Source organism: Rhodococcus rhodochrous, assembly GCF_014854695.1.
Lineage (GTDB): Bacteria > Actinomycetota > Actinomycetes > Mycobacteriales > Mycobacteriaceae > Rhodococcus.
Genome location: NZ_CP027557.1, coordinates 4730000 through 4756186, shown reverse-complemented (window position 1 = coordinate 4756186; position 26187 = coordinate 4730000). Strand labels below are relative to the sequence as shown.

At 68.7% G+C, this 26187-nt stretch carries 27 protein-coding genes; 14 read left to right on the top strand and 13 right to left on the bottom strand.

From position 1 onward, the window contains the following. Positions 1–74 precede the first annotated feature (74 nt). The 3 genes from C6Y44_RS21625 to C6Y44_RS21615 all read left to right on the top strand — a co-directional run bounded on the left by C6Y44_RS21625 (position 75) and on the right by C6Y44_RS21615 (position 3911). Positions 75–788, top strand: coding sequence for a dienelactone hydrolase family protein (locus tag C6Y44_RS21625; RefSeq protein WP_159417473.1), 714 nt, complete (start codon positions 75–77; stop codon positions 786–788). Positions 789–909: 121 nt separating this feature from the next. Then, positions 910–2844 carry a 2-oxoacid:acceptor oxidoreductase subunit alpha gene (locus C6Y44_RS21620; RefSeq protein WP_159419110.1) on the top strand — a complete coding sequence of 645 codons (1935 nt, stop codon included), beginning with the start codon at positions 910–912 and terminating at the stop codon, positions 2842–2844. Continuing rightward, positions 2841–3911, top strand: coding sequence for a 2-oxoacid:ferredoxin oxidoreductase subunit beta (locus C6Y44_RS21615; RefSeq protein WP_159417474.1), 1071 nt, complete (start codon positions 2841–2843; stop codon positions 3909–3911). The genes C6Y44_RS21620 and C6Y44_RS21615 overlap by 4 nt, the downstream gene beginning before the upstream one ends. Before the next feature lie 74 nt (positions 3912–3985). Here C6Y44_RS21615 and C6Y44_RS21610 read toward each other — a convergent pair whose 3' ends face one another. Continuing rightward, positions 3986–5380: an amidohydrolase family protein gene (locus tag C6Y44_RS21610; RefSeq protein WP_159417475.1), complete on the bottom strand. Its 1395-nt coding sequence runs from the start codon at positions 5378–5380 to the stop codon at positions 3986–3988. Next, the gene (locus C6Y44_RS21605; RefSeq protein WP_159417476.1) at positions 5377–6600 is read right to left on the bottom strand and encodes a CoA transferase; all 1224 of its coding nucleotides are present in this window, start codon (positions 6598–6600) and stop codon (positions 5377–5379) included. Before C6Y44_RS21605 ends, C6Y44_RS21610 begins: the two co-directional genes overlap by 4 nt. Before the next feature lie 58 nt (positions 6601–6658). Here C6Y44_RS21605 and C6Y44_RS21600 point away from each other — a divergent pair, with 58 nt between their 5' ends. Further along, positions 6659–7708, top strand: a complete 1050-nt coding sequence (locus C6Y44_RS21600) for an enoyl-CoA hydratase/isomerase family protein (RefSeq protein WP_159417477.1) — start codon at positions 6659–6661, stop codon at positions 7706–7708. 43 nt (positions 7709–7751) lie between these two features. Next, entirely contained in the window at positions 7752–8165 is a 414-nt protein-coding gene (locus C6Y44_RS21595) for a DNA-binding protein (RefSeq protein ID WP_120280434.1), read from the top strand. A 72-nt stretch (positions 8166–8237) separates the two neighbouring features. Here C6Y44_RS21595 and C6Y44_RS21590 read toward each other — a convergent pair whose 3' ends face one another. Together C6Y44_RS21590 and C6Y44_RS21585 are read right to left on the bottom strand one after the other, a co-directional pair. Next, positions 8238–9257 (bottom strand): MaoC family dehydratase, encoded by a 1020-nt coding sequence (locus tag C6Y44_RS21590; protein WP_159417478.1) that lies wholly within the window; start codon positions 9255–9257, stop codon positions 8238–8240. A 5-nt stretch (positions 9258–9262) separates the two neighbouring features. Next, positions 9263–10141, bottom strand: a complete 879-nt coding sequence (locus tag C6Y44_RS21585; RefSeq protein WP_120280432.1) for an HpcH/HpaI aldolase/citrate lyase family protein — start codon at positions 10139–10141, stop codon at positions 9263–9265. A 212-nt stretch (positions 10142–10353) separates the two neighbouring features. On the opposite strand from C6Y44_RS21585, the gene C6Y44_RS21580 reads away from it, so the two are divergent. The 3 genes from C6Y44_RS21580 to C6Y44_RS21570 are packed head-to-tail and all read left to right on the top strand — an operon-like array spanning position 10354 to position 12759. After that, positions 10354–11505 carry an acyl-CoA dehydrogenase family protein gene (locus C6Y44_RS21580; protein ID WP_120280431.1) on the top strand — a complete coding sequence of 384 codons (1152 nt, stop codon included), beginning with the start codon at positions 10354–10356 and terminating at the stop codon, positions 11503–11505. Between the two features lie 26 nt (positions 11506–11531). Further along, on the top strand, positions 11532–12278 hold the full coding sequence (locus C6Y44_RS21575; RefSeq protein ID WP_159417480.1) for a GntR family transcriptional regulator: 747 nt from the start codon (positions 11532–11534) through the stop codon (positions 12276–12278). 28 nt (positions 12279–12306) lie between these two features. Then, the gene (locus tag C6Y44_RS21570; protein ID WP_159417481.1) at positions 12307–12759 is read left to right on the top strand and encodes a MaoC family dehydratase; all 453 of its coding nucleotides are present in this window, start codon (positions 12307–12309) and stop codon (positions 12757–12759) included. Positions 12760–12762: 3 nt separating this feature from the next. Here C6Y44_RS21570 and C6Y44_RS21565 read toward each other — a convergent pair whose 3' ends face one another. Together C6Y44_RS21565 and C6Y44_RS21560 are read right to left on the bottom strand one after the other, a co-directional pair. Next, the gene (locus C6Y44_RS21565; RefSeq protein WP_159419111.1) at positions 12763–13914 is read right to left on the bottom strand and encodes a PQQ-dependent sugar dehydrogenase; all 1152 of its coding nucleotides are present in this window, start codon (positions 13912–13914) and stop codon (positions 12763–12765) included. Beyond that, the gene (locus C6Y44_RS21560) at positions 13914–14975 is read right to left on the bottom strand and encodes an alanine racemase (RefSeq protein WP_159417482.1); all 1062 of its coding nucleotides are present in this window, start codon (positions 14973–14975) and stop codon (positions 13914–13916) included. The genes C6Y44_RS21565 and C6Y44_RS21560 overlap by 1 nt, the downstream gene beginning before the upstream one ends. Positions 14976–15044: 69 nt before the next feature. On the opposite strand from C6Y44_RS21560, the gene C6Y44_RS21555 reads away from it, so the two are divergent. The 5 genes from C6Y44_RS21555 (at position 15045) to C6Y44_RS21535 (ending at position 19798) form a co-directional block, all read left to right on the top strand. Next, positions 15045–15908: a patatin-like phospholipase family protein gene (locus tag C6Y44_RS21555; protein WP_159417483.1), complete on the top strand. Its 864-nt coding sequence runs from the start codon at positions 15045–15047 to the stop codon at positions 15906–15908. Positions 15909–15972: 64 nt separating this feature from the next. Continuing rightward, on the top strand, positions 15973–17793 hold the full coding sequence (locus C6Y44_RS21550) for an N-acyl-D-amino-acid deacylase family protein (RefSeq protein ID WP_159417484.1): 1821 nt from the start codon (positions 15973–15975) through the stop codon (positions 17791–17793). Next, complete coding sequence (locus C6Y44_RS21545; RefSeq protein ID WP_159417485.1) at positions 17790–18431, top strand: TetR/AcrR family transcriptional regulator; 642 nt, start codon at positions 17790–17792, stop codon at positions 18429–18431. Before C6Y44_RS21550 ends, C6Y44_RS21545 begins: the two co-directional genes overlap by 4 nt. Beyond that, positions 18421–19320 (top strand): alpha/beta fold hydrolase, encoded by a 900-nt coding sequence (locus C6Y44_RS21540; RefSeq protein WP_174246984.1) that lies wholly within the window; start codon positions 18421–18423, stop codon positions 19318–19320. The genes C6Y44_RS21545 and C6Y44_RS21540 overlap by 11 nt, the downstream gene beginning before the upstream one ends. A gap of 4 nt (positions 19321–19324) precedes the next feature. Continuing rightward, positions 19325–19798, top strand: a complete 474-nt coding sequence (locus tag C6Y44_RS21535; protein WP_159417487.1) for a nitroreductase family deazaflavin-dependent oxidoreductase — start codon at positions 19325–19327, stop codon at positions 19796–19798. 7 nt (positions 19799–19805) lie between these two features. Here C6Y44_RS21535 and C6Y44_RS21530 read toward each other — a convergent pair whose 3' ends face one another. The 6 genes from C6Y44_RS21530 to C6Y44_RS28485 all read right to left on the bottom strand — a co-directional run bounded on the left by C6Y44_RS21530 (position 19806) and on the right by C6Y44_RS28485 (position 24246). Next, complete coding sequence (locus tag C6Y44_RS21530; protein WP_269072686.1) at positions 19806–20576, bottom strand: ABC transporter permease; 771 nt, start codon at positions 20574–20576, stop codon at positions 19806–19808. A gap of 47 nt (positions 20577–20623) precedes the next feature. After that, the gene (locus tag C6Y44_RS21525) at positions 20624–21796 is read right to left on the bottom strand and encodes an ABC transporter substrate-binding protein (RefSeq protein WP_088898275.1); all 1173 of its coding nucleotides are present in this window, start codon (positions 21794–21796) and stop codon (positions 20624–20626) included. Further along, complete coding sequence (locus C6Y44_RS21520) at positions 21793–22533, bottom strand: ABC transporter ATP-binding protein (protein ID WP_172414956.1); 741 nt, start codon at positions 22531–22533, stop codon at positions 21793–21795. The genes C6Y44_RS21525 and C6Y44_RS21520 overlap by 4 nt, the downstream gene beginning before the upstream one ends. Beyond that, the gene (locus C6Y44_RS21515) at positions 22509–23558 is read right to left on the bottom strand and encodes an acyl-CoA dehydrogenase family protein (RefSeq protein WP_159417488.1); all 1050 of its coding nucleotides are present in this window, start codon (positions 23556–23558) and stop codon (positions 22509–22511) included. Before C6Y44_RS21515 ends, C6Y44_RS21520 begins: the two co-directional genes overlap by 25 nt. 7 nt (positions 23559–23565) lie before the next feature. Then, the gene (locus C6Y44_RS21510) at positions 23566–24081 is read right to left on the bottom strand and encodes a DUF4242 domain-containing protein (protein ID WP_016694511.1); all 516 of its coding nucleotides are present in this window, start codon (positions 24079–24081) and stop codon (positions 23566–23568) included. 114 nt (positions 24082–24195) lie between these two features. Then, on the bottom strand, positions 24196–24246 hold the full coding sequence (locus C6Y44_RS28485) for a hypothetical protein (RefSeq protein WP_404817807.1): 51 nt from the start codon (positions 24244–24246) through the stop codon (positions 24196–24198). Positions 24247–24342: 96 nt separating this feature from the next. Between C6Y44_RS28485 and C6Y44_RS21505 the strand changes: the two genes are divergently transcribed. After that, positions 24343–24978 carry a TetR/AcrR family transcriptional regulator gene (locus tag C6Y44_RS21505; RefSeq protein WP_120280423.1) on the top strand — a complete coding sequence of 212 codons (636 nt, stop codon included), beginning with the start codon at positions 24343–24345 and terminating at the stop codon, positions 24976–24978. Positions 24979–25005: 27 nt separating this feature from the next. Here C6Y44_RS21505 and C6Y44_RS21500 read toward each other — a convergent pair whose 3' ends face one another. Continuing rightward, the gene (locus C6Y44_RS21500; RefSeq protein WP_159417489.1) at positions 25006–26121 is read right to left on the bottom strand and encodes an energy-coupling factor ABC transporter permease; all 1116 of its coding nucleotides are present in this window, start codon (positions 26119–26121) and stop codon (positions 25006–25008) included. Between the last annotated feature and the right edge of the window lie 66 nt (positions 26122–26187).

Below are 26187 nucleotides of genomic sequence, written 5' to 3'. Positions count from 1 at the left end.
GTGGATGCGCTGCCCGCTGAACGACTTCGTACGAAGATCATGACGAACAAACGACGCAAGGGGAAGGACGGTCGATGACCGACATCGAGGCAGAATTCGTTCACATCGCAGGTCTGCGCGCCTATCTGGCCAGGCCGCTCGGCGGTGCCACCGGAGGAATGCTGTTGCTGCCCATGATCACCGGCATCGACGCCCAGGTCCGCGAGTACGCGCACGACATCGCCGGAACCGGTGTGACCGCGCTCGTCTGGGACCCCTGGCACGGACCGAGCGCCGACGACACCTCGCGCGAGGAGCTCATGGAGTTGATGCACGGTCTCGACGACGAGAAGTGCCTCGCGGAAATGGCGATCTTGCTCGACCACGCGTTCGGTGAACTACGCCTGGAGAAGGTCGGCGTGATCGGATGGTGCCTCGGCGGGCGTCTCGCCCTGATCCTCGGCGCCCGCGACACGCGCGTCGCGAACGTCGTGGCCTACCACCCGTCGATCGCGGTGCCGCCCGCCCCGAACCACACGATCGACGCCGTCGAGCAGGCCGGTCGCGTCGCGGCACCCGTCATGGTGCTGCACGCCGGCGCCGACACGATCATGAGCGCCGAGACCTTCGCGGACCTGCAGGCGACGCTGCAACAGCGCGAGACCGGCGCGACCATCACCCACGTCTACCCGGGTGCCGAACACGGCTTCTCCTCCCGCGGCCGGCACGGCAACCCCGTCAACGCCGAGGCCTACGCCGTGTCGTGGCCCCAGGCGCTGAGCTTCGTCGGGGACACCGTGAAGTCCTGACGTATTCGCTACAAAGTTGGCTTTCCGCTACGGAAATTCGCTGTAGCGGAAAGCCGATCTTGTAGCGGATGGACAGAATTTTTCGGGAGAAACGGTTGCACATGTGCGCGTGAGGGCCACGATGGAGCGCATGGCGTCGAGCGCGAAACTCGAACAGGTCGTCATCCGCATCGCCGGCGACTCCGGCGACGGCATGCAACTCGCCGGTGACAGGTTCACCGCCGAGGCGGCCGCCTTCGGCAACGACCTGGCCACACAACCCAACTTCCCCGCCGAGATCCGCGCACCTCAGGGCACTCTTCCCGGGGTCTCGAGCTTTCAGATCCAGATCGCCGACCACGACATCCTCACCGCCGGGGACCGGCCCGACGTGCTGGTCGCGATGAACCCGGCGGCCTTCAAGGCCAACGTCGGCGATCTGCCCCGAGGTGGCACCGTCATCGTCAACAGCGACGAGTTCACCAAACGGAACCTGAGCAAGGCGGGCTACGACGCCGATCCGCTGGGTACCGGCGCCGTGGAGCATCTGACCGTCCACGCCCTGCCGATGAGCACGCTCACCGCCGGAGCCGTCGAACCGGCCGGCGTCGGCAAGAAGGACGCGCAGCGCTCGAAGAACATGTTCGCGCTCGGTCTCCTGTCGTGGATGTACGGGCGGCCGATCGCGCCGGTCGAGACGTTCCTCGAGCGCAAGTTCGCGTCGAAACCCGACATCGCGCACGCCAACGTCCTAGCCCTGCGCGCCGGCTGGAACTACGGGGAGACCACCGAGACGTTCGCCACGACCTACGAGGTGGCCCGCGCGTCGCTGCCACCCGGGACGTATCGGCAGATCACCGGCAACACCGCCCTCGCCTACGGTCTCGTCGCGGCGGGTCGCGCGGCGGGGATGGACGTCTTCCTCGGCACCTACCCGATCACCCCGGCCTCCGACATCCTCCACGAACTGAGCAGGCTCGAACGCTTCGGCGTACACACCTTCCAGGCCGAGGACGAGATCGCGGGTATCGGCGCGGCGATCGGCGCGTCCTACGGCGGCGCGCTCGGCGTCACCAGCACGTCGGGCCCGGGGATAGCCCTGCAATCCGAGGCCATCGGTCTGGCGGTGATGACCGAGCTGCCGCTGATCGTCGTCGACGTCCAGCGCGGCGGACCGTCCACAGGCCTGCCGACGAAGACCGAACAGGCCGACCTCATGCAGGCGATGTTCGGCCGCAACGGCGAATCACCCGTCGCGATCGTCGCTCCGCAGTCGCCCGCCGACTGCTTCGACGCCGCGCTCGAAGCCGCGCGCATCGCGATCACCTACCGCACCCCGGTCATGCTGTTGTCCGACGGTGCGATCGCCAACGGATCCGAACCGTGGCGCATCCCCGATATCGACGACCTGCCGCGTATCGATCCGCGCTTCGCCGGGTCGCCGGGCGACGACGACCCCGGCTACCAGCCCTACGCCCGCCATGCCGACACCCTCGCGCGCGACTGGGCGATACCTGGAACCGCAGGTCGCGAGCACCGGATCGGCGGACTCGAGAAGGCCGACGGCACCGGCGACATCTCGTACCACCACACTAACCACGAGTTGATGACCCGACTGCGGGTCGCGCGGGTGGCGGGCATCGACGTCCCGGATCTCGACGTCGACGACCCCACGGGTGACGCCGAGGTACTGGTGCTCGGCTGGGGTTCGTCGTACGGGCCGATCGGCGAAGCCGTGCGCCGCGCCCGGCGGGCAGGGCATGTCGTCGCCCGTGCGCACCTCCGTCACCTGGCGCCGATGCCGAAGAACCTCGGCGACGTGCTCGGCCGCTACCGGCGCGTGCTGGTCCCCGAGATGAACCTCGGCCAGCTGTCGTTCCTGCTGCGGTCGCGGTTCGACGCCGACATCCAGCCGGTGACGAAGGTGGCGGGCATGGCCTTCCGCGCCGACGAACTCCACGACGCCATCGAGGCCGAGTTCGCCGGAACACTCGCCGACACCGAACGATCCCGGACACCGGCCGCGGTCGCCTCGTCGACGAAACTCGACCCCACAGCAGAGAGGGAACGAGCATGACCGGACTCCTCGGCCACGATCTCGGACTCCGCCCGCACACCGACGCACTCGACGGTGTGCCCCGCACGGAGGACCCGCAGAAGGCGAAGGACTTCACCTCCGACCAGGAGGTGCGGTGGTGTCCGGGCTGCGGCGACTACGTCATCCTCGCCACGGTCCGCAGCCTGCTGCCCGAATTGGGTGTCCGGCGTGAGAATCTCGTGTTCGTCTCCGGCATCGGCTGTTCGTCGCGGTTCCCCTACTATCTCGACACCTACGGTGTGCACTCGATTCACGGACGCGCTCCGACTCTCGCGACCGGTCTCGCGGTGACGCGCCCGGATCTGTCGGTGTGGGTCGTCACCGGCGACGGCGACGCCCTGTCGATCGGCGGCAACCATCTCGTCCACGCCCTGCGCCGTAACGTGAACATGCGGATCCTGTTGTTCAACAACCGCATCTACGGCCTCACCAAGGGGCAGTACTCGCCCACCTCGGAGGTCGGCAAGGTCACCAAGTCCTCACCCGGCGGGTCGGTCGACGCGCCGTTCAACACCCTCTCGCTCGCACTCGGCGCCGAAGCGTCCTTCGTCGCACGTGCGCTCGACTCCGACCGCGCCGGGCTGACGGACGTCCTGCGCGCGGCGGCGCACCATCGCGGCGCGGCCTTCGTCGAGATCCTGCAGGACTGCCCGATCTTCAACGACGGCTCGTTCGACGTGCTGCGCAAGGACGAGGCGCCGTCGCATCTGATCCCGCTGCGGCACGGCGAACCGATCATCTTCGGGGTCGACGACGAGCTGTGCGTCGTCAGAAAGGGTTTCGGCCTGCGGGTGGTGCAACGTTCCGAGGTGGATGCCGCCGACATCGTCGTGCACGACGCGCACACCGACGACCCCGAATACGCGTACGCACTGTCGCGGCTGTCGGACCAGGACCTGCGTTACGTGGTCACGGGGATCGTGCGGCAGGTCGCGCGGACGACCTACGACGACGCCGAACGCGCCAGGGTGCGGACCGCGCAGGAGGCCGGTACCGCCGACCTGCAGCAGTTGTTGCGGGGCGACAACACGTGGACCGTGCCCTGATGGCTGTATCCGCTACCGTCCTGGTCATCCGCTACGGCAATTTTGCTGTAGCGGATAGCGGAAGTTGTAGCGGATCAGGCGTGGTGGACGACGCGACCGGCGATGACGGTCGCGCGGACCGCATCTGCGGTCGGTGCTGCGAGGGCGTCGACCAGGGGGCGGTCGAGAAGGACGAGATCGGCCGGCACGCCGACCCGCACGCGACGGGAAGCACCACCGGGATCGTCGAGCGGGGCCAGATACCGGTCGAGCGCGGTCGCGGCAGGGATGCGTTCGTCCACTCCGACGACCTCACCGGTCGGGCACGTGCGGGAGACCGCGGCGGAGATCACCGCCCACGGGTCGGCGGGGCCGTAAGGGGCATCGCTGGACAGCGCGACCGGCACGTCGCCGTCGAGGAGACTCCTGCAACGGTAGAGGTCGGGCAGGTCGACGGCGGGCACGTCGCGGAGATAGGCGTCGCCGCGGTCGGTGAGGAAGCCTGGCTGGGTGACGACCTGCAGGCCCAGGCGCCTCAGGTCGTCGATCGACTCGGCCGGGATGAGGGCGCCGTGTTCGATGCGGTCGCCGGGGACGGTGCCCACCTCGGTGAGGACGGCGAGCAGGATCGCGAACGCCTCGCGACTGACGCAGTGCACCGCCACCCCGCGACCCGCATCGTGGGCGCGGCGGATCGTCGTCGCGAGGTCGTCGAGGTCGGGCAGTCCGGAGTCGGCGAGCACGATCTTGTACGGGCCGGCGGCGAACGTCTCGGAGTCGACGAAATCGAGTGGCGCACCGAGAAGCCGGATGTGTTGCGGGACGGACCCCTCGACGTGGGAAGCGTGGAGGTGTTCGAGGGTCGACGGGGTGAGGTCGGGCGTCGCGTCGGTGAGGCCGGTGATGCCGTAGGACGCCAGTTCGACGCCCACATCTGCGAGCGACGGAGGGCCGGTGTCGGGTAGCCGGTCGCGGAGCCATGTGTCGGCGCGCCATACCCGTCCTGTCGGATGTCCCTTCTCGTCGCGTTCGACACCGGGGTGATCAGCGGTCGCGAGGCCCGTGAGCCCGGCGGCAATGGAGTTCAGGAACCACACTGCGCCACTGCGATGTTGGATGCGCACGGGACGCTCGGCGTGCAACGCATCGAGCGAGATGGAATCCAGCAGACCCGCAACGTCTTCCGAATACCCGACGCCCCGGATCCATCCGTCGCCGGCCGCGCGTGCGAGTGTGCGGGCGAGTTCGTCGGCGGTGCGGACGGCAGGCGGACCACAGCGGACCGATGCGCGGTCGGCCGCGAGAGCGTGCAGGTGGATGTGGTGGTCGTGCAAGCCGGGAAGCAGTGCGCCTCCACGGCCGTCGACGACGTCCGCAGACGTGGGCACCGGCACGTCCGACCCGAGGGATGCGACGATCCCGTCACGGATGAGGACATCGGTTCCGCCGACGCCGTCGATCTCGACGTCGCGGACGACGAGGACGCTCACGACCGGATGCCCAGATCGGCGAGTACGCGCTGGGTGTCGCGTCCGGATTCGGCGACGTCACCGGAGATTTCACGCTTCTGCGGTTCGGTGACGGCGACGCCACCGTCCGCTGTCTGCAGCACCCACTGCTCGCCCTCGCGGATGGCGGGTTGCGAGATGGCCGTGGGTTCGTCGAGAGTCGCCGCGACGACAGCGGACATCGAGATGTCCCAGAGCTTTCCGCGCCCGTCGGGTGGCGCCGACATGGCCAGCGCAGCGGCGGTGAGACCCGTGAGGGGATCGGCGATCGCATCGCCGACGAAGACGGGACCCTCTGCGTCGTAGGCGATCAGGCCGGTGGAGGCCGCGATGTCGTCGCCGAAACCCACGCGGTGCGAATCCCGTCCGTGCGCGGTGATCGAGATCCACGTGGTGCCGTCGTCGACGGCCTTCGCAGCGTCGAGGCCGAAACCGGCGAGTGCCCGCGGTCGCGACGCCTCGATCACGATATCGGCCGCTGCCACCAGTTCCGCGAGTTCGCGTCGCTGCGTGTCATCGGCCGGGTCGAGCACGACGGATTCGTGCCCGCCGTGCAGCAGTCGATAGAAGTCGGCATTGCCGCGACGCGCACCGTCCGGCCGCGACGGCGTCTCGACCTTGACGACGCGCGCACCGGCGAGACCGAGCAGATGCGCGCACAGCGGCCCGGCCCACAAGGCGCTGAAGTCGACGACGAGCAACCCGTCGACCGAGCGCGGTTCCGACGGTGTCAGCGGAGCGGCGACGCCGTGGACGACGGGTCCCGCGGCGATCCCGAGCAGTTCGGCTCGCTCGGCCAGCTCCGCCCCGGTGTGTTCGACGAGCCAGTCGGCGACGGCGGGCCACGGATCGTCGGGGATCTCGTCGCCGATCAGGGCGCCGAGCAGGAGCGGGTCGTCGGGACGCGCGCACGAGACCGCCGCCCATCCGTCGATCGTCGGCAGCAGACGACACGCACCTCCGGCCGAGACTGCCCCAGCGCGACGATGACCGGTGAACGCGGCACGCTCGGACAACAAGCGCGCACCGTCGACCTCGACGACGCCCCCGGAGGCGGCGGCGATCCACGCGGAGCGCTCGCGCGCAACAGTGGCGGCACGGCCGGGAGGAAGCAGTGGGGGACCGTCGACTCTGCCGGTCAGGAAGGCGATTCCGCTGTCGGCCCAGTCGCGTACCGGGTCTGCGGCGAGGTCGGTGGCCACGACCGTGATGTTACATTTCGTGCCGGATGGGGCCTGGTGGAGTACAAGGACGGACCATATGGACACGGCACGAGCGATGCTTCTCTCTGCTGCGGATCTGGCGAACGGCGCGGTGGGAGAGCCCCTTCTCGGTGAGGGCGGTGTGGTCTCCCGGCCGATGGTCGTCGTCGATCTCGACGGAGACATTCCCCTGATCGAGCGTGCCGTCGAACAGGCCGCGCTCGCCGACCGGATTCTCGTCGGCCGCGCGACCCGTGAGATTCCCGCCGGGGTCCGGCCGTTGATCGACGCGCTCGACCTCACCTACGCGCCGGTCGCTTCGTCCCGCGGCGTGGTCGAGACACCGGACCCGGATGCGAGCATCGCCGCCTTCGCCGAGGCGGTCGCCGCGAACCAGCAGGCCGCGCTGGTGGCACGGCAGGTCGTGCGGGCCTCGGAGACGCTCGCGGTGCCGGAGGCGATCGACGTGGAGTCGCTCGGCTACTCGACGCTGCAGGGCGGACCCGAGTTCGCCGCGTGGCTTGCCGGACGCGGCCCGCGCCCGCTGCCTCCGCCCTCGGACGAACCGGTGCTGATCGCCCGCGAGGGCGACCTCCTGCACATCACCCTCAATCGGCCCGAGCGCCGCAACGCCTACGGAACGGTGCTGCGCGACGCTCTTGTGGACGCTCTGCGCCTCGCGGTCGTCGACGACAGCATCGAACGGGTGGTGCTCGACGGGGCGGGGTCGTCGTTCTGCGCCGGAGGTGATCTCGACGAGTTCGGCCGCACACCCGACATCACGCTCGCGCACTTCGTCCGCACACGTGGGGGAGCGGGTCGTCTCGTTGCGCAGCTCGCCGGTCGCATGGAGGTGCGGTTGCACGGTCACTGCATCGGTGCAGGGATCGAGATCCCGGCCTTCGCGGGCCGGGTGGTCGCGACTCCCGGCACCGTCTTCCGTCTCCCGGAGGTCTCGATGGGTCTCATCCCCGGGGCCGGGGGGACGGTCAGCATCCCGCGGCGGATCGGCCGGTGGCGGTCGCTGCACCTGTTCGTCACGGCTGCGCCCCTCGACGCCTCCCGCGCACTCGACTGGGGATTGGTGGACGAGATCCGCGACCTGTGAACAAACTGTTGACAACAACTTGTTCACACGCGATCCTGGATTCATGTCCGAGGACGGCTTCACCCCACCGAATCCGAGTCGCGAACGCGCCCATCGTGAGTACGCGGGCCTGTTCCGAATCGCCGAACGGCACGGCAGTACTCCCGAGCAACGGGCCAGGCAGTCGCACCCCGAGATGCTCGACCCGCTCGGCGCCATCCGTCTCGTCGCGGCACTGGCGGGCGGCGTGCACAGTCCCGGCCCCGACGAACCCGAGGTCGACGACGCCGACGTCATCGCCGCGCTCGGCCTCGTCCCGAAGGCGCGCGCCGAGATGGACCAACTCGAGGCGCTGATCCTCCGGATCGCGCGGGAACGCGGGATGACCTGGCAGGAGATCGCCTTCGGCCTGGGCCTGGGAAGCACCCAGGCGGCCCGGCAGCGCTACGAACGCCTCGTCAAACGGGTCGACGCATAACGACGAAACCGACGTTGTGCGCGATTTCTCAAGGGATTTCGCACACAACGTCGGTCTCGGCAGCGGTGGCCGTCAGGCCATGAGAGCGGTGAACCGCCAATCCAGCACGGGCGCCGGTTCGGCATCACCGCGGTCGCTATTCGCGGCACCGCCGCGGTGTGCGTAGACGAGCGACCGAAGGTTCAGCACGCCACCGCCCTCGGCGAGAGGCTCGGCGGATTCGACGTGCAGATCGCTGGTGAGGGTGTCGCCCTCCTGCACCGGACCGGTGTGGTCGCACGACTTCCAGCCCAGCACCGTCACGAGATTCGGCAGAGCGCGGGTCGCCTGTGAGAAGGCCAGGCCGATGGTGTGGCCGCCGTAGACGAGACGACCGGATGCGCCGACCCGCTCGTCGTGGTGCGTCGCGGCGATGTTGAGGCTCAGGCGCGCGAGTTCCGGTGCGCTCGAGACGACGTCGCCGCTGGACTGCAGCACGGCACCGGCGAGCGACTTGTCGAAGTGCTCGCCCGGCACTTTCGAGCGGTAGACATCCAGATCCCAGTCGGCGGGCGCGGACCACTGCGGTTCGTCCTGCGGTCCGATGGCCGACAGGTCGTCGGAGTGCACGACGCGGTCGGGGTCGGGATTCTCGCTCAGCGGCAGCATCGCGCAGCGGTAGAAGTCGAGGACGGTGTTGCCGTCCTGGTCGACGGTGTTCATGCGCAGCGCCGCGAGGCCGGTGGGTTTGCGTCCGGGCTTGGCCGAATTCTCCTTCAGTCCCACGACTTCGGTGGTGGTGTAGAGGGTGTCGCCGATGTGCGGGAAACGACGGAAACGCAGGCCGCGGTAGAAGAGGTTGGCCTTGACGTGGTGTGTGACGAGCGTGGACTGCCCGATCGCGATGTCGGTGACGAAGCCGGCGTGCGCGACCGGTCCGCCCGCGACGGCGGCCGAGAGGTGCTTGTCGAGCGGAAGACGCAGGCGGTCACCGAGAATGCTCTGGTGCGCGGCGGCGAGGCCGTCGGTGAGCGTCACGGCGGGGGCGGTGTCGAAGACCTGACCGACGGTCAGTTCGTCGAAATAGGGTCCGCCGACGTACGAGGTGGTCATGGCTTTCAGGCTCCGATCTTCGACAGTGTGCGACGGGCGGCGACGGCGACGGCCTCGTCGAGCATCTGGCCGTCGAGCTGGGCAGCTCCGGCGCCGCGGTTCTCGGCTTCCTCGAGTGCGGCGAGGACCTTGCGGGCGGCGTCGACCTGATCGTCGGTGGGGGTGAAGGCCGCTGCGGCAGAGGTGATCTGCGCAGGATGGATGACCCACTTGCCGTCGAATCCGAGATCGGACACCCACTGCGCCGAGTGACGGAAGGCGTCGTCGTCGGCGATGCCGAGGAACGGTCCGTCGATCGCCTGGACACCGGCGGCCCGGGCGGCGTGCAGTACGCGGTCCTGGACGTAGAGCCAGTGCTCGGGGGCGGCGGTGCGGGCGCGGCCCAGTGAGGCGCCGAGGTCGGCGTAACCGATGATCACGCCGGCCACCCGGGGACCGGCGACGATCTCGTCGATGCGCTGCACGCCGGCGGGGGTCTCGATGAGGGCCTGCACCGTGACGGTCGACTCGCTGCCGAGGATGCGGTCGGCCTCGACGAGATCGTCGGCGCTCTCGACCTTGGGAATCACGATCGAGGCGAGGGCGTCGCCGAGTGCGGCGCACGCGCGCAGGTCGTCCTCGAACCAGGGGGTGCCGCGTCCGTTGATACGAACGGAGACGGTGCGCGTGGCGCCGTGTTCGCGGACCAGGGGAGCCACGAGTTCGCGGGCGGCGTCCTTCTGGGCGGCGGTGACGGCGTCCTCGAGGTCGAGGACGACCTCGTCGGCGGCGGAGGCGAGGGCCTTACCGGCTTTGCGTTCGTCGGAACCGGGGGCGACGAGAACGGCGCGCCGGCGGAGGTGTTGCTCGGAAGACACGGGGACCTCGGGGAGTTCGGTCGGCAATGACGGCGCTAAATGTACGGCCATTGTTGGCGGTATGCCACCCCACGGAGAGGTGTGCTCATAGGAAGGTGCAGTCGTTCGTATCGTCGAAAACTTTGCAATCACGACGTCGAATGGCGGTCTTCGCGTTGACAACGTCCGAACTTGGTCCACAAAATGGCCGTACAAAGTTTCCCGGGTCCGTATGGCCCGTCCCAAGCGAAGGATGCCCCGTGACCTACCTGAACGACGAAGAGACTTTTCTGGTCAAGACCGTCCGCGACTTCATCGATCGGGAGGTCAAGCCGTCGGTGCAGGAGGTCGAGCACGCCAACGAGTACCCCGAGAAGTGGATCGAGCAGATGAAGCAGATCGGCATCTACGGGCTCGCCGTGCCCGAGGAGTACGGCGGATCGCCGGTGTCGATGCCCTGCTACGTCCAGGTCACCGAGGAACTCGCCCGCGGATGGATGTCGCTGTCGGGTGCGATGGGAGGGCACACCGTCGTCGCGAAGCTGCTCGCGTTGTTCGGTACCGAGGAGCAGAAGAGCAAGTACCTGCCCAAGCTGGCCACCGGTGAGATCCGCGCGACGATGGCGCTCACCGAGCCCGGCGGTGGCTCCGACCTGCAGGCGATGACCACCACCGCCAAGCGGGACGGCGACGAGCTGGTCATCAACGGCGCCAAGACGTGGATCACCAACGCCCGTCGGGCCGGCTTGATCGCCCTGCTGTGCAAGACCGACCCCACCGCGCAGCCGCGCCACAAGGGCATCTCCGTGGTGCTCGTCGAGCACGGCCCGGGCTTGACCGTCTCGCGCGACCTGCCCAAGCTCGGCTACAAGGGCGTCGAGTCGTGCGAGCTGAGCTTCGACAACTACCGCATCTCCGCCGACGCGATCCTCGGCGGTGAGCCCGGCAAGGGCTTCGCCCACATGATGAAGGGCCTCGAGACCGGCCGTCTGCAGGTCGCCTCCCGCGCCCTCGGTGTCGCGACCGCCGCACTCGAGGATTCGCTCGCCTACGCGCAGCAGCGCGAGAGCTTCGGTCAGCCGATCTGGAAGCACCAGTCCATCGGCAACTACCTGGCGGAGATGGCCACCAAGCTCACCGCGGCGCGGCAGCTGGCGCGTTACGCGGCGGAGAAGTACGACAGCGGCGAGCGCTGCGACATGGAGGCCGGCATGGCCAAGTTGTACTGCTCGGAGATCGCGATGGAGATCGCCCTCAACGCGGTACGCATCCACGGCGGTTACGGCTACTCCACCGAGTACGACGTCGAGCGTTACTTCCGCGACGCGCCGCTGATGATCGTCGGCGAGGGCACCAACGAGATCCAGCGCAACGTCATCGCCGGCCAGCTCGTAGCACGCGGCGGACTGTGACGACCGGCCGCTAGGATCGGTCCGTCATGGATTACAAGGTGCGGGAAACGGAACCGGCGTACGCGCAACTCGCGCGCCAGCTCCGGGAGGCCGTCGAGGCGGGACGGTACAGCGACGGCACACGGCTGCCCACGGAGGCCGAACTCGCCGAGGAGCACGGCGTGAGCCGGCAGACGGTGCGTCGCGCCTTCCAGGATCTCGTGGCCGACGGCATCGTCTACCGCGTTCCCGGCCGCGGCACCTTCGCGAACGAGTCGGGCCGGCGCTACCGGCGCCAGCTCGGCTCGATCGAGGATCTGCTCGCGTTGTCGGCCGACACGGTCATGCAGATCGTCTCGCCGCTGCGACGCGGAGTCGACATCGACGCCGCGAGCCGACTGCGTCTCGACACCGACGTGCTGTACACGGTGGTGTTCAAGCGACTGCACGACGGAATCCCGTTCGTGCTCACCACGGTTCACCTGCCCGAACCTGTCGCCGCGCACGTACTCGAGTCGCCGGAGCTCCAAGCGGGAGCGTCCAGCCGGAACACGATGATCGGGCTGCTCGAACCGCATCTCGACAGCCCGATCGTCGAAGCAGCACAGTCCATCACGGTCGCGCTCGCCACCGACCAGGTGGCGAGCGAGCTGAACTGCGAAGTGGGACATCCTCTGCTGCGCGTCGACCGGTTGTACTCGAACGACGACGGGGTGCCCACCGAGTTGTCGGTGAGTTACTTTCTGCCCGAGCATTACACCTATCGCGTCACCCTCAGGCGAGCCGGTCTCTGACCGTCGCCGCACATCGACAGGAGCAACAATGCGGGTTTTCAACGGAATCGACGAGGTCGAGAAGGCCGTCGGCGAGCACCTCGGCTACAGCGACTGGATCGAGATCGACCAGAAGCGCATCGACCTGTTCGCCGAGGCCACCGGCGATCACCAGTGGATCCACGTCGACCCCGAGCGCGCGAAGGACGGCCCGTACGGCAAGACCATCGCCCACGGTTATCTGACCCTGTCGCTGCTGCCGGTCCTCGGCACCCAGATCTTCTCCCTCGAAGGCCTGAAGATGAAGGTCAATTACGGCAGCAACAAGGTTCGTTACCCCGCGCCGGTGCCCGTCGGCTCGCGGATCCGTGCCGGCGCGGAGTTCAAGTCGCTCGAGCGCACCGCCAAGGGTGCGAACCTCGTCGTCGGATACACCATCGAGATCGAGGGTGGAGAGCGCCCGGCGCTGGTCGCCGAGACGGTCGTCGTTCTCGTCCCCTGATCGTCAGGAGATCTCGATCCGGAGGATGCGATCGTCGTCGCCGGCCGGGCTGCCGCGACCGTCTCGATTGGACGTCGTCAACCACAGTGAGCCGTCCGGCGCGGCGACGACGGTCCGCAATCTTCCGTACTCGCCGACGAAGAAGTCGGTCGCGGTGGCTGCGGTGTCCTGAACATCGATGCGCCACAGTCGTTCTCCGCGCAGGCCTGCCATCCAGAGGCTGCCGCCGAACCACGCCAGGCCCGACGGCGACGCCTGCGAGACCGGCCAGGTGAGGACCGGATCGACGAATTCGCCGGAGCCCCCGGCTCCTTCGACCACGGGCCAGCCGTAGTTCGCGCCCGCCGCCACGAGATTCAACTCGTCGACGTCGTTCTGCCCGAATTCCGACGCCCACAACCGTCCCCGGTCGTCGAACGCGAGTCCTTGTACGTTGCGGTGACCGAGCGAGTACACCGGCGATGCCGGATCGGGATTGCCGGGCGCGGGTTCGCCGTCGCCCGTGATGCGAAGGATCTTGCCGCCGAGCGAATTCGGATCCTGCGCCAGTTCGCGGCGGCCCGCCTCGCCGGTCGCGACGTACAGCATCCCGTCGGGACCGAAGATCATCCTCCCGCCGTCGTGGATCCGAGCGGCTGGGATGCCGTCGAGGATCACCTCCGGTTCGGTGAGCGTGGTGCCGTCGAAAACGGCTCGAAGTACCCGGTTGTCGCTGGCGGTGGTCACGTAGAGATAGACGAAGCGGTCGGTGTCGAAGGTCGGCGACACCGCGATCCCCAGCAATCCCGACTCGCCCTGCGCGAGGGTCTCGCCGACGCGGCCCACCTCGCGGACCTCGCCGTTGATGATCTCGACGATCCGGCCACTGTTGCGTTCGGTGACCAGCGCGGAACCGGTGGGCAGGAAGGCGATCCCCCACGGCGTGTCGAGTCCGGACGCCACGGTCCCGACCACGCGGGGCACCCCGTCCACCCTGTCCGCCCCACCGGCTCCGGACACCGCGGAGGCGGTTGCGTCCGTGACGGTCTCGGTGGTTGCCGCCCCTGCGGTGGTCGCCCCTGTGATGGTCTCGGTGTCCGGCGCGGTCGATTCGGACGCGCACGCACTCAGCGGCAGTACCACCGCTGCGGTCAGGCAGGCCAGACGTCTGCGCATCACGTCGTACATCCTCGCGCGACCACCCGCCAGGTGTCCACCACTTCACCGTTCGAGATCACGATCAGTTCGTCCGCCAGGTTCACGGCATTGCAGACGTGGTTGGGAATCACCCGCACCCTGTCGCCGAGTCGTGGGCGGGTCGACGCCTCCGGCCACTGAACCGTCGCGTGGTGCTCCGACAGTGCCGTGGTGCGTGCGTCCGGTTCCCCGAGGATGCGTCCGTACCCCGTGGCCCACGCGGCCCGGTCGGCGCCGAGCACCTTGGAACCGGCATCGAGCACGACCACCTCGTCGCGAGCGGACACGACGGTCGCCAGGGCGGTCAGCGCGATGTCGGATTCGCTCACCGCGCCGAGTTCGAGTTGCTGGGCGTCGCCGAAGACGTACACCCCGGGGCGCAGTTCGGTTGCGACCGTGGGTACTTCGAGAAGAGCAGTGGGGGAGGAGCCACCACTGATCGCGGACGGCTCGATCCCGGCTGCTCGTAGCGACTCCGCTGCGGCCGCCAGAGCGTCGGCTTCCTCCCGGGCGGCGCTGCACGGCGCGTCGGGTGCGTACGAGTGGCCGGGGAAGGTGAAGACACCGCGCACGTCGAGGCCTGCCTCACGCGCCGCCGACGCCACGGCTCCGGCCTGCTCGGGCAGCACGCCGGTGCGATGGTGGCCGCTGTCGATCTCGACGAGCACACCGATCGCGGTGCCGGCGTGCTCGACGAGTTGCCGGGCTCCGGTCGCCGAATCGATCCCGACCGTGAGGCGCACCCGGTCGGCCAGCGCACGCAACCGTGCACCGCGGGCGGCGTCGACCCACAGCGGATACGCGACGAACAGGTCGTCGAAGCCCTCTTCGATGAAGACCTCGGCCTCGGAGACGGTCGCAACCGTGAGACCTCGGGCTCCCGCGTCGAGCTGACGTCGTCCGATCTCGGAGCACTTGTGCGTCTTCGCGTGGGGTCGCAGCGACAGGCCTCGCGAGGCGGCGGACTGCGCCATCCGCGCGATGTTGCGATCGAGGATGTCGCGGTCGACGAGCAGTGCCGGAGTGGTGTCGAGATCCATGGCCGAACCGTAGACGGTCGTCCGGCTCGGCCGCATCATGACCAGTGGGACGACCGAAAGGGGGAGTCCGTGTACGGTCCGCCGTCCGACGAAGGGGAGTCCTTCCCGGAATACGCCGTGGTGCTCGGAGCCGGCGGAATCGTGGGTACCGCCTGGACGGCGGGGCTTGCGAGTGGATTACGCCGTGAGGGGACGGACCTCGGCGGCGCCGACCTGATCGTCGGCACGTCGGCCGGTGCGATCGTGGGTGCCCTGCTCGCGGCCGGAAGAGACCTCGAGCGTCTCGCGGACCCTCCGCCTCTCCTCGCGGAGGAGAATCCTCCTCCAAAACCCGACCCTGCCGGACCGGCCTCGGTCCTGGCCGTGCTGGCCGACCCCGCCCTCGACCCCGAGACCGCTCGGCGCCGTGTCGGCCGGCTTGCCTGCGACGCCGACACGGGGACCGAACAGGCGCACATCGCCCGGACGGGTTCGCTGATCGCCGTCCGTGATTGGCCGGCTCGGCGACTGCTCATCACGGCGGTGGACGTCGACACCGGTGAGCCCGTGGTGTGGTCCCGGACGAGTGGGGTGCCGTTGCCCACCGCCGTCGCGGCGAGTACCGCGATGCCGGGTGCGTACCCGCCGATCACGATCGGTGGTCGGCGGTACATGGACGGTGGTATCCGCTCAGGAACCAATGCGGACCTCGGGACCGGGGCGGATGTGCTGGTCGTCGTCGATCCGTTCGCGCACCTGTTTCCACGTGACCATCTCGAGCGGGAACTCGCCGCGGCGAGGGCACGTCGCGTCGTAACGATCGAACCGGACCGCGACGCTGTGGATGTGTTCGGTCCCGACCCGCTCGACGGCGCCAGGCGACGTCCGGCATATCGGGCGGGTGAGCGGCAGGCCGTCGAGGTTGCGGAGTGGCTCCGGCGTGCAGGCTGGTGAGCTCGACGATCGGGGTCGGGAATTTAGAGAGTGCGCGACCTCTTTTTCGTGTTACCCTCGCGCCATGAGTGGTGTGGATCACAATCATGGGGATTTCGACGTCATCGTCCGAGGGGGTCTCTGGTTCGACGGGACGGGCGCGCCCGGCGTCGTCCGCAACCTCGGCATCCGCGACGGGGTCGTCGTCACCGCGACCTCCGACAGCCTTCCCGTCGGCCCGGACACCGAGGTCGTCGACGCGCACGGCCGCTGGGTGATGCCCGGCTTCGTCGACACCCACACCCACTACGACGCCGAAGTGCTCGTGGGTCCGGGTCTGTCCGAGTCGGTGCGGCACGGCGTCACGACCGTGCTCATGGGCAACTGCTCGATCTCGACGGTGTTCGTGCCGCCGGTCGACGCTGCCGACCTGTTCAGCCGCGTCGAGGCACTTCCGCGCGAGCACGTCCTCTCGGCCCTCGAGAAGTCCAAGACCTGGAGCACGCCGCGCGAATACATCGAGGCGCTGAACAAGTTGCCGCTCGGACCGAATGTAACGGCCTTCGTGGGACATTCGGACGTCCGCGCGTCGGTGATGGGACTCGGACGCTCCACGGAGTCGGCGAACCGCCCGACCCGCGCCGAACTCGCCGACATCGACGCGCGAGTCGAGGACGCCCTCGACGCGGGCTTCCTCGGAGTGTCGACGATGACAAACCCGTGGGACAAGATGGACGGCGACCGTTACCGCTCGCGCACCCTGCCGTCGACCCACGCGTCGTGGTCGGAATTCCGCCGCCTGCACAAGATCCTGCGCCGACGCGGTCGCATCCTGCAGGCCGTGCCGAACCTCAACACCAAGTACGACGTCGCGTTCTTCGCCCTCGCCAGCACGGGCATCGGACGCAAGCCGATGAAGGCGTCGGTGCTCGCCGCGGCCGACACGAAGGCCGAACGGTGGGTCAACCGCATCTTCGGTCCGATCGCGTTCGCGGCCAACCGGATCGGCAAGGGTGCCTTCCGCTGGCAGCACCTGCCCACGACCTTCGAGGTGTACTCCGACGGCATCGACCTCGTCGTCTTCGAGGAGTTCGGATCGGGTCGTGCCGCACTGCATCTGCAGGACGAACTCGTCCGCAACGACCTGCTGCGCGACGAGGCCTACCGTCGCTGGTTCCGGCAGGACTTCGAGAAGAAGTTCTCACCCCGCGTGTGGCACCGCGACTTCGACGACACCCGGATCGTCGAATGCCCCGACGCCTCGCTCGTCGGCCGGTCGATCGGTGACGTCGCGCGCGAGAGGAAACTGCACCCGGTCGACACCTTCCTCGACCTCGTCGTCGAGCACGGCCGGAAGTTCCGGTGGCACACCGTGATCGCCAACGACCGCAGCAAGGTCGCCGACCGGCTCATCCGCACTCCCGGCGTCACCGTGGGATTCTCGGATGCCGGCGCCCACCTACGGAACATGGCCTTCTACAACTTCGCGATCTGCCTGCTGCGCCGCGTCCACGACGCCGAGAAGTCGGGCAAGCCGTTCCTCACGCTGCCCGAGGCCGTCCACAAGCTCACCGGCGAACTCGGTGACTTCTACGGAATCGACGCCGGCCACCTGCGGGTGGGCGACCGCGCCGACTTCGTCGTCGTCGATCCTGCCGGGCTGAACGCCGATGTCGACGCCTACCACGAGGCTCCGCTCGAGGAGTTCGGCGGAATCCGCCGCATGGTCGACCGCAACGATCGCGCCGTGACGGCGACGGCGGTCGCCGGCCGGGTGGTCTACCGCGAGGGTGAGTTCGTGCCCGGCTACGGACGCACCGTCGGCACCGGCCGGTTCCTGCGCGCGGGAGTGGAGGAACGTGGACCCGCGCCGATCCGCACCCCGGCGGGTGAGCCCGTCGCGTGAGCGCACCCGCAGTACGCCGCACCCAGCAGGAGCGCAGGGAGGAGACGATCGGTCGCATCCTCGACGCGACCATCACCTCCCTCGCCGAGCTCGGCTACACCGCGACGACGATCGGTGAGGTGTGCCGGCGCTCGGGGGTGTCGTCGGGTGGGGTGTTCCGGCACTTCCCGACGCGTCTCGACCTGATGATCGCGGCGGCCGATGCGGTCAGGGAACGCCAGTTCGCGAACTTCGAGGCCGGCCTCGCGGCGCTCGGTGACGAGCACGCGGACATCTCCGAGTCGCTGCGGGTGTGCCTCGAACTGCTGCGCACCGCCTGCCGAGCGCCGATGAACGCCGCCTGGTACGAACTGCTCGGCGCGGCGCGCACCGATCCGGCGCTGCGGGAGCATCTGGCGCCGATGGCCGAGCGCTACCACGCCCAGATCGTCGATTTCGGCAGGTCGCTGCCGGTCGCGGCCCGGTTCCCGTCCGACGTCTTCGACACCCTGCTGTTGTCGCTCGTGCACATGTTCGACGGCGAAGCGCTGGCGTCGACGGTGCATCCGCAGCCGGAATTCGACGTGCGACGGATCGAACTGATGGCCCGGATGTTGGCGCTCGTCACATCTGACATAAGTTCGGGTGATGAGCAATAACGGATCTGCTCCTCAGTGGTTCGTCGACGCCCTGGCCGCACCCGTCGAGACCGGGAAGGTCGAGGCAGCGGGTGCGACCATCGCCTTCCGGGCGTGGGGCGAATCCGGTCTGCCGGGCGTCGTGCTGGTCCACGGCGGCATGGCGCATTCGGGGTGGTGGGACCACATCGGCCCGCAGCTCGCCGCCGGACGTCGCGTCGTCGCGCTCGACCTGAGCGGTCACGGCGACAGCGACCACCGCGAGCACTACACCCTGGAAGCGTGGTCCGCGGAGGTTCTCGCCGCGGCCCGGGCCGGCGGTATCAGCGGTCCGCCGGTCCTCATCGGCCACAGCATGGGCGGGATCGTGTCGTTCGCAGCCTCCCATCTCCACGGCGACGAACTTGCCGGTGTGGTGATCATCGATTCGCCGATCCGCGACATGACGCCCGAGGAACTCGAGATGCGCGCGAAGGCCGTCGCGAACGCCGGACCGCCGAAGGTCTACGCCGCGGCGGAGGACGCCGTCGCACGGTTCCGCCTCGTGCCGCCGCAGGACGACGCCGAACCCTACGTGCTCGAGCACATCGCCCGCGGGTCGCTGAAGCAGGTCGACGGCGATGACGGCGACGCGGTGCCCGCTGGGGGCTGGTCGTGGAAATTCGACAATCTCCGCATGGGACGTGAGGGGCGCCGTAGCCTCGAGGTGATGAATCCCGGATGCGCCGTCGCCTACTTCCGCTGCGAACGCGGCATCATCGACGACGCGCTCTACGGGCGGATCGTCGATAATCTCGGCCCTGATGCGTTGCTGATCGATCTTCCGGCTTCCGGCCACCATCCGATGATCGATCAGCCGCTGGCCGTCGTCGCTGCAGCCCGAACGCTGCTGGGAGCCTGGGGGAGATAGCCGCATGAATCCGCTCCGACCGGTCGCTGTCCGTATCGGAGCGTTGCCGTGGCTGCCGCGGTATTCACGGCCGATCATCGCGGTGGACAAGACCATCCAACGGCTCACACGCGGCAAGGTCACCCTGCTCGCGATCGCGGGACTTCCGTCGCTCGTGCTCACCGTGAAGGGCCGCAAGACCGGGGAGCCGCGGTCCACACCGCTGCTGTGCGTGCCGCACGACGGGGGATGGCTCGTGGTGGGCTCGAACTGGGGGCACCCCAAGGCGCCGTCCTGGGCCGTCAACCTGCATGCGGCCGACCGGGCGCAGGTGCTGTACGACGGGCACGAATACGCGGTGTCGGTGCGGATCGCGGAGGGCGACGAACGCGAGCGGCTGTGGAAGGTGCTGCTGCAGACGTGGCCGAACTACGCGCTGTACGCGAAGCGCACCGACCGGGTGCTTCCCGTCTTCGTGCTGACGCCGCTCGAGTCCTGACCTCAGATCAGAGCGGACGGTCGGCTTCCTCGACGCTCACCGGCTTACGCCGTTCGCGCAGCAGGTGCCGCGCCGCCCAGTCGAGCCAGAACCCGAGGAAGCCGATCACGACGATCACGGCCATGACCTGGTCGTAGGCGAGCTGGTCGCGGGCGTTGAGGATCTGGTAGCCGAGACCGGACCGCACGCCGAGCATCTCGGCAGGCACGAGTACGACCCACGCGATACCGAGGCCGACCCGCAGACCGGTCTGCACCTGCGCGCGGATGGCCGGTAGGACGACGGTGGTGAGCAGTTCGAGACGCGTCGCGCCGAACGAGCGGGCGACCATCAGGTAGCCCTGGTCGATGCCGTGCACCCCGGCAGCCGTGTTGATGACGATCGGCCAGATCGCGGCGGCGGCGATGAGGAAGAAGACCGGCTGGTGCCCGATGCCGAACAGCGCCACGGCGATGGGCGCCCAGGACAGCGGCGAGATCATCCGTAGGAACTGCATGATGGGCATCGTCGCGCGCTCGACGAGCGGGTTGAGTCCGATCAGCAGCCCGAGCGGGATGCCGAGCGTCGCGGCGATCAGCAGACCCACCAGCAACCGCCACAGACTCGCGAGGGTGTCGGGCAGCAGCACGCCGCGTGCGAACAGATCGACGATCGCCGGGAAGACGTACTGCGGGGCGAAGTCCCGCACGAGCGAATCCGGCGCGACGAGCACCGTCGTCACGAGCCACCACAGGGCCACAGCGATGACGATGGCGACGGCCTGGGGGACGAGAGGCAACTGCCGGGCGGTGCGGGCCGTCTCCGGCGCCGTGCTGGTCGGGGCGCTCACGAAGGATCGACCTCCTCTGTGCGGGTGAGATCGGCGGGAAGGCCGAAGGCATCGGTGCCGTCGACGCGGGTGAGGGACGTGCGGACGAACCGGTCGTCGACGAGGTCGTCGTGCACGGTCGCAGGGTCGAGGCGCGAGAGGAACCGCGTGTCGCCGTCGACGACGGTGTCGTGCATCGCCTCGATCAGCGCCGCGGTGAAGGTCGGGAAGGGGAACGGCTGGTAGCCGATGCGCTGCGGTTGCCACTGCGGGTGCACCGTGCCGGCCTCGCGATCGGGATAGGTCAGCGCCTTCGTGATCGCGGGCAACGGCTGCGGCAGGTATCCGGCGGACAGCATCGCGGCCGCGGCCGGACGGTCGGCGCCGATCTGCAGCTGGGCGGAGACCACGGAGTCGGTGAGGGCCTGCACGGCGACGGGGTCGCGTTCGATCAGGTCCTCGTGCACGAGCAGGGCGCAGCACGCGTGGTCGCGCCACACATCGCCGAGGAAGCGGTGGATCCGCCCCACCCCGCGAACCTCCGCCGCGGCGTTGAACGGATCGGCGACCGTGAACGCGGCGATCGAGCCGTTCGCCAGGGCCGGGATCATGTCGGACGGACCCATGACGACGAGACCCACGGTGCGCGCGGACTTCGACGGCGCCTCCCGCACGACCGGTGTCAGTCCGTGCGCCCGCAGCAGCTGCTGCAGGGCGATGTTGTGGATCGACCACCAGAACGGGATGGCCACCGTCTGCCCGGCGAGATCGCTCAGATCGGTGATGTGCGGGGCGACCGTCAGCGCCGAGCCGTTGGTGTGGTTCCAGCCGAGGATCCGCACGGAACTGCCGAGGCTGTACCGCAACTGGACGGCCATGGGCATGAGCAGGTGCACGACGTCGACGCGTCGGCTGATGAAGGCCTCCGCCAGCGATGCCCAGCTTCGGAAGAGCACCGGCTTCGCGGAATCGACGACGCCGGTGGGATACAGACTCGACCCGTGCGCGACGAGCAGCGGCGCGGCGTCGGTGATCGGCAGGTAACCGATGCGCAACTGCCCCGTGCGGTTGGCGCGGTCGGTGGTCGCGGTGCGCGCGAGGTCGATCGTGCCGGCGATACCACCGGCAGCCGCGAGGCCGAGCGCACCGCGCATGAGGGTGCGACGGCTGAACAGGCCCGAATCGGTCATGTCGCGGACAGCGACGAATCGCGGTAGTGCGCCAGGATGGCCGGACGCAGCGCGTCGCGGTCGAGCGCCGACATGCCGCCGAGCGTCCATTCCTGCTGCACCACGCCCGAACTCCCGAACAGTGCGATGCGGTCGGCGAGTTCGAGCGCCTCGTCGATGTCGTGCGTGACGAGGACCGTCGTGAAACCGAGATCGCGCGCGAGTTCGCCGAGCCACGACCGCAGATCGGAACGGGTGGCCGGGTCGAGGGCGCTGAACGGCTCGTCGAGCAGCAGCAGTCGCGGACGCACCGCGACGGCGCGGATGACGGCGATACGCTGGGCCTGACCACCGGACAGCTGGTCGGGGTAGTAGCCGGCGAGCGCGGAAAGGCCGAAACGCTCGAGGAGCGAATCGGCGTAGGCGGTGTCGAACCGCTCGCGGTGCGCGGCGAAACGTCCACCGAAGGCGATGTTCTCGCGCACGGTGAGCCACGGCATCAGGAAGGGCTGCTGGAAGACCATTCCGGTGTGCGGACGGTTGTCGCCCTCGGTGTCGGGCCAGTCGACGGAACCGCGATCGAGGTGATCGAGACCCGCGACGATCCGTAGCAGCGTCGACTTGCCGCTACCGCTGCTGCCCAGCACGACGAGGAACTCGCCGGTCGCGATATCCAGGTCCACCCCCTGGAGGACCGGGCTACGGCGGCCGGCGAAACTTTTGTATCCGTTCGTTATTCGTACTGCGACAGTTCCCACCGAAGCTGTCCTTCCGACGGCGATTGAATGGGCAGGAAGGCCGCCTCCCGGAATCGGCGGTTGGTGGCGCTGGCCGTCGCGTATCCGGCGCCGCCGCGCAGCGTCGCCTCGAGGCGGGTCGCGGCGACCGCGACCACCGAACCGTCGAGACGCAGACGGATGAACTCCGCGGGAGCGATCGAGGCGGGTTCGGTGGCGAAGCGGTACAGCCGCTCGCGCAGCGACTCGTAACGCGCCGAAAGTTCTTCGTACTCACCGGTGAACTGCTCGCCGAGTCCGTGCAGACGGCCGGCCGCCTCCGTGAGCGACGCGCGTGCGATGCCGACGCAGAACGACGTCTGCAACATCATGAAGGTCGGCCGGATCGAACCGCAGAAGTTCGCGAGATCCTCGGTGAGGATGTGCGACTGCGGAATCCGCACACCGTCGAACTTCAGCGAGGTCGACGACGTGGCACCGAGCGCGAGCAGTTCGGGCGAATCCGCGATGGTGATGCCCTCGGCATCGGCGCGGACCACGGCGACGAGGCGATCGCCGTCGGCGGTGCGGGCCGGGAAGACGATCACCGAGTCGGGAAAGACGTTGGACGCCCAGTGGATCGGACCGGTGACGGTGATGCCGTCGTCGGTCCGTTCGGCGACGAGGGGCAGTTCGCCGAGACCGGCGAGATGCTTGAGGGCCGCGGCCATGGCGGTGACGCCGATCGTGCGACCGGACGCGAGGTCGTCCCGATAACGATCGCGCAGGAACTGCGGTGCGCGGTCGATGTATTCGAGCGCCATGCGCTGCGCCCACAGCGAGAAGCCGACGGTGAGCGATTCGCCGGCGACCTCGTCGATGACCGCGACCATCTCGGAGAGACACTCCCCGTCCAGCCCCTTGCGGAGCAGGCCGAGCTCACCCGTGCGGGCGATGTCGGTGCGGATGTCGGTTTCTCCGCGATCGAGAGCAGCGGCGCGATCGCGTACGAATTCTGCGATCGCCGCGCGCTGTTGCTCGCTCGCTCGGTCAATGGCCGCGGTCATCGGATGCTTATCCTTCGAGGGAGTGGAGACGGTCGATGGGCGTGCTGACGACCTCGCGGGCACGCACGACGGCGGCCTCGTCGGGGGCGTTGTAGAAGCACAGGCACTTGTCCATGTCCTCGCGGACGTAGGTGCGCAGGAAGCTCACCTCGGGGACGTCGGCGTACTTCGGCGAGTTCGCCTTCTTGCGCGCGAGGTAGGTCTCCATGTCGATCGTGTCGGGGATGTCCCATTCGACGAGGTAACCGGCCTCGGGGCGGGTGGCCTTGATCTGGTCGAGCTCGGCGCCGACGAGACGGACCTCGTTCGGGCCGACGATCTCGGCGACATCGAGGGAGGCCGACTCGAGCTGCGCGGGGCGGCACGCGTCGAACTCGGCGATCGCGAAGACGCGCGTGCCACCGGTGGTGACCTGCGATTCGATCAGTTCGCCGCCGGCAGCGACGACAGCATCGTCGAAGGCCTTGATGGCAGCCTCGGCCTGGCCTTCGGTGGGGACGAGTTCGTAGAGATACAGCGACATGGGGTCACCTTCCGGGAAAGCGGGTTGGAACTGTGACCGGTCCGGGCACGACGGGGCGCCGTTTCGTCTTCGGACGGGGCGACTACGGCATGCGGTGCACGCAGACGAGGCCGGTCAGAGAGTGGAGCGACAACACGCAGCAGTCGACACCCGCACGAGATCCACGTGCAGGCGGCGAGTCAGAAGGCTGTGTGTCACGTGCTCCACCGTACTGTGAATAGAACGGTCTGTCTATCGCGCGCTGTCCGTTACGCTGGGCACGTGCGTACGTTCGTCGAGAGTGAATCAACCGGCACTCCGAAGGGCACGGCCGGTCCGAAGGGGAAAGCCGAGGGGTCGCCGTCCAAGCCCTCACCCGCCACACGCCTGCTCGACACCGCGAGCGCGCTCTTCGCCGAGCACGGCATCCGCGCGGTGGGCATCGACCGCATCCTCGCCGAGGCCGGCGTCGCCCGCGCGAGCCTCTACTCGTCGTACGGGTCGAAGGATGCACTGGTGCTCGCCTATCTGGACGACCTCGACCGGCGCGACCGGCAGCGGTGGCACGCCGCCGTCGAACCGCTCGACGATCCGATCGCGAAGATCCTCACCTTCTTCGATCTCGCGATGCAGTCGGCGCCGAAGAAGAACTTCCGGGGATGCCAGTACGCCAACGCTGCGACGGAGTTTCCGCAGGAACCACTCGAACCGGTACTCGCGCACCGGGAATGGCTGAACTCGACGCTCGTCGAACTGCTCGGTCTCGCCGGGGTGTCCGAGTCCGAGGCGGTGGCACGGCGCGTGCAACTGATCTACGACGGTGCCCTGTCGGGCAGCAAGTTCGAGCACTCGGTCGAGCCCATCCGGTTCGGTAGGGAGATGGCTGCGGCGACCATCGAGGCGCACCTCTCCCGCTGATCCGTGCCGCCGCGGCAGCCTGCGGACTCAGCCCGCAGAGCTGCTCCGCTGCTGCGTGCGCTGCTCGGCGGTGGTCTTCGCCGGCCGCGGCACGAGAGCGCGGAAACACACGCTGGCCAGGACGAAGGTGCCGAGCGTGCCCAGCACCGCGGCCACGCCCGTCGAACCGGGGCGGTCGTCGATCGTGTAGTCGGCCAGCGCGCTGTCGGCGAGCCGGTGTTCCTCGACGTCCCGGGCCATACAGTCGCCCGTGAGATCCTCGGCGAGCGAGTCGATCTCACAGCCCCGCGTGGTGGCCACCTCGAGAGCACCGGGGGTGTCGACGGCGAGCGGCGCGACGATCCCCGCGACCACGAGCGAGGTGAACGCCAAACCGATGAACAGCGTCCCCTGAGCGCGTGGACGCGGAGGAGGGGGCGGAGACGTGGTCGCGTCGAGGGGATTGACCGGCAGTCGCGTGAGCTGGACGGATTCCGGGGAGACCCGTGCGACGGCGAGCACGACGGCGGCCGTCACCACACCCTCGACCAACCCGACGGGAACGTGCGTCGCGTAGAGGAATCCGATGTTCGACACCGGCACGGCAAAGGTGCCGCCGAGGGCGTACTCGACGACGAAACCCGTCACGGCCGCAAGGACCGAGACGAACCCACCGACGAACGAGACCAGGCCGAGCATGACGAACCGCCGCACACCGCGGTGCTCACACAGCGCACGCAGCGCCGTCGCGGTGAGGAAACCGGCGGCGATGGCGACGAGCACCATGTTGGTGACATTGGCGCCCAGCGCCGACAGGCCGCCGTCGGCGAAGACGAAGGCCTGCACCACGAGGACGATCGTCAATGCGACCGCCCCCACGAACGGGCCGAGCAGGATCGCCGCGAGTGCGCCGCCCACGACATGGCCGCTGACGTCCGGCAGCACCGGCACGTCGACCACCTGCAGGGCGAACAACAGGGCGCAGACTGCCGCCGCCGTCGGCACCGACCTCTTGTTCAGGTCGCTGCGTGCGTACCAGGCGGCGATGCTGACCCCGATCACGGCGATGACGAAGAACCACGCGGACGCGCGGTCGGCGATCAGGCCGTCGCCCATGTGCAGGGCGAGGACGTCCGTGCCGGCAAACCCACTCGAATCGACCATCTCCGATGTCCCTCTCGCCGACGGAGTGCTCTGCGGCGAAGGCTAGTACCGGCACGCTGTACGTGG

Coding starts and splice junctions, on each gene's coding strand:
- C6Y44_RS21625 (WP_159417473.1), top strand. CDS start 75: ATGACCGACATCGAGGCAGAATTCGTTCACATCGCAGGTCTGCGCGCC.
- C6Y44_RS21620 (WP_159419110.1), top strand. CDS start 910: ATGGAGCGCATGGCGTCGAGCGCGAAACTCGAACAGGTCGTCATCCGC.
- C6Y44_RS21615 (WP_159417474.1), top strand. CDS start 2,841: ATGACCGGACTCCTCGGCCACGATCTCGGACTCCGCCCGCACACCGAC.
- C6Y44_RS21600 (WP_159417477.1), top strand. CDS start 6,659: ATGGACACGGCACGAGCGATGCTTCTCTCTGCTGCGGATCTGGCGAAC.
- C6Y44_RS21595 (WP_120280434.1), top strand. CDS start 7,752: ATGTCCGAGGACGGCTTCACCCCACCGAATCCGAGTCGCGAACGCGCC.
- C6Y44_RS21590 (WP_159417478.1), bottom strand. CDS start 9,257: ATGACCACCTCGTACGTCGGCGGACCCTATTTCGACGAACTGACCGTC.
- C6Y44_RS21575 (WP_159417480.1), top strand. CDS start 11,532: ATGGATTACAAGGTGCGGGAAACGGAACCGGCGTACGCGCAACTCGCG.
- C6Y44_RS21570 (WP_159417481.1), top strand. CDS start 12,307: ATGCGGGTTTTCAACGGAATCGACGAGGTCGAGAAGGCCGTCGGCGAG.
- C6Y44_RS21565 (WP_159419111.1), bottom strand. CDS start 13,914: ATGCGCAGACGTCTGGCCTGCCTGACCGCAGCGGTGGTACTGCCGCTG.
- C6Y44_RS21560 (WP_159417482.1), bottom strand. CDS start 14,975: ATGGATCTCGACACCACTCCGGCACTGCTCGTCGACCGCGACATCCTC.
- C6Y44_RS21550 (WP_159417484.1), top strand. CDS start 15,973: ATGAGTGGTGTGGATCACAATCATGGGGATTTCGACGTCATCGTCCGA.
- C6Y44_RS21540 (WP_174246984.1), top strand. CDS start 18,421: ATGAGCAATAACGGATCTGCTCCTCAGTGGTTCGTCGACGCCCTGGCC.
- C6Y44_RS21535 (WP_159417487.1), top strand. CDS start 19,325: ATGAATCCGCTCCGACCGGTCGCTGTCCGTATCGGAGCGTTGCCGTGG.
- C6Y44_RS21525 (WP_088898275.1), bottom strand. CDS start 21,796: ATGACCGATTCGGGCCTGTTCAGCCGTCGCACCCTCATGCGCGGTGCG.
- C6Y44_RS21515 (WP_159417488.1), bottom strand. CDS start 23,558: ATGACCGCGGCCATTGACCGAGCGAGCGAGCAACAGCGCGCGGCGATC.
- C6Y44_RS21510 (WP_016694511.1), bottom strand. CDS start 24,081: ATGTCGCTGTATCTCTACGAACTCGTCCCCACCGAAGGCCAGGCCGAG.
- C6Y44_RS21500 (WP_159417489.1), bottom strand. CDS start 26,121: ATGGTCGATTCGAGTGGGTTTGCCGGCACGGACGTCCTCGCCCTGCAC.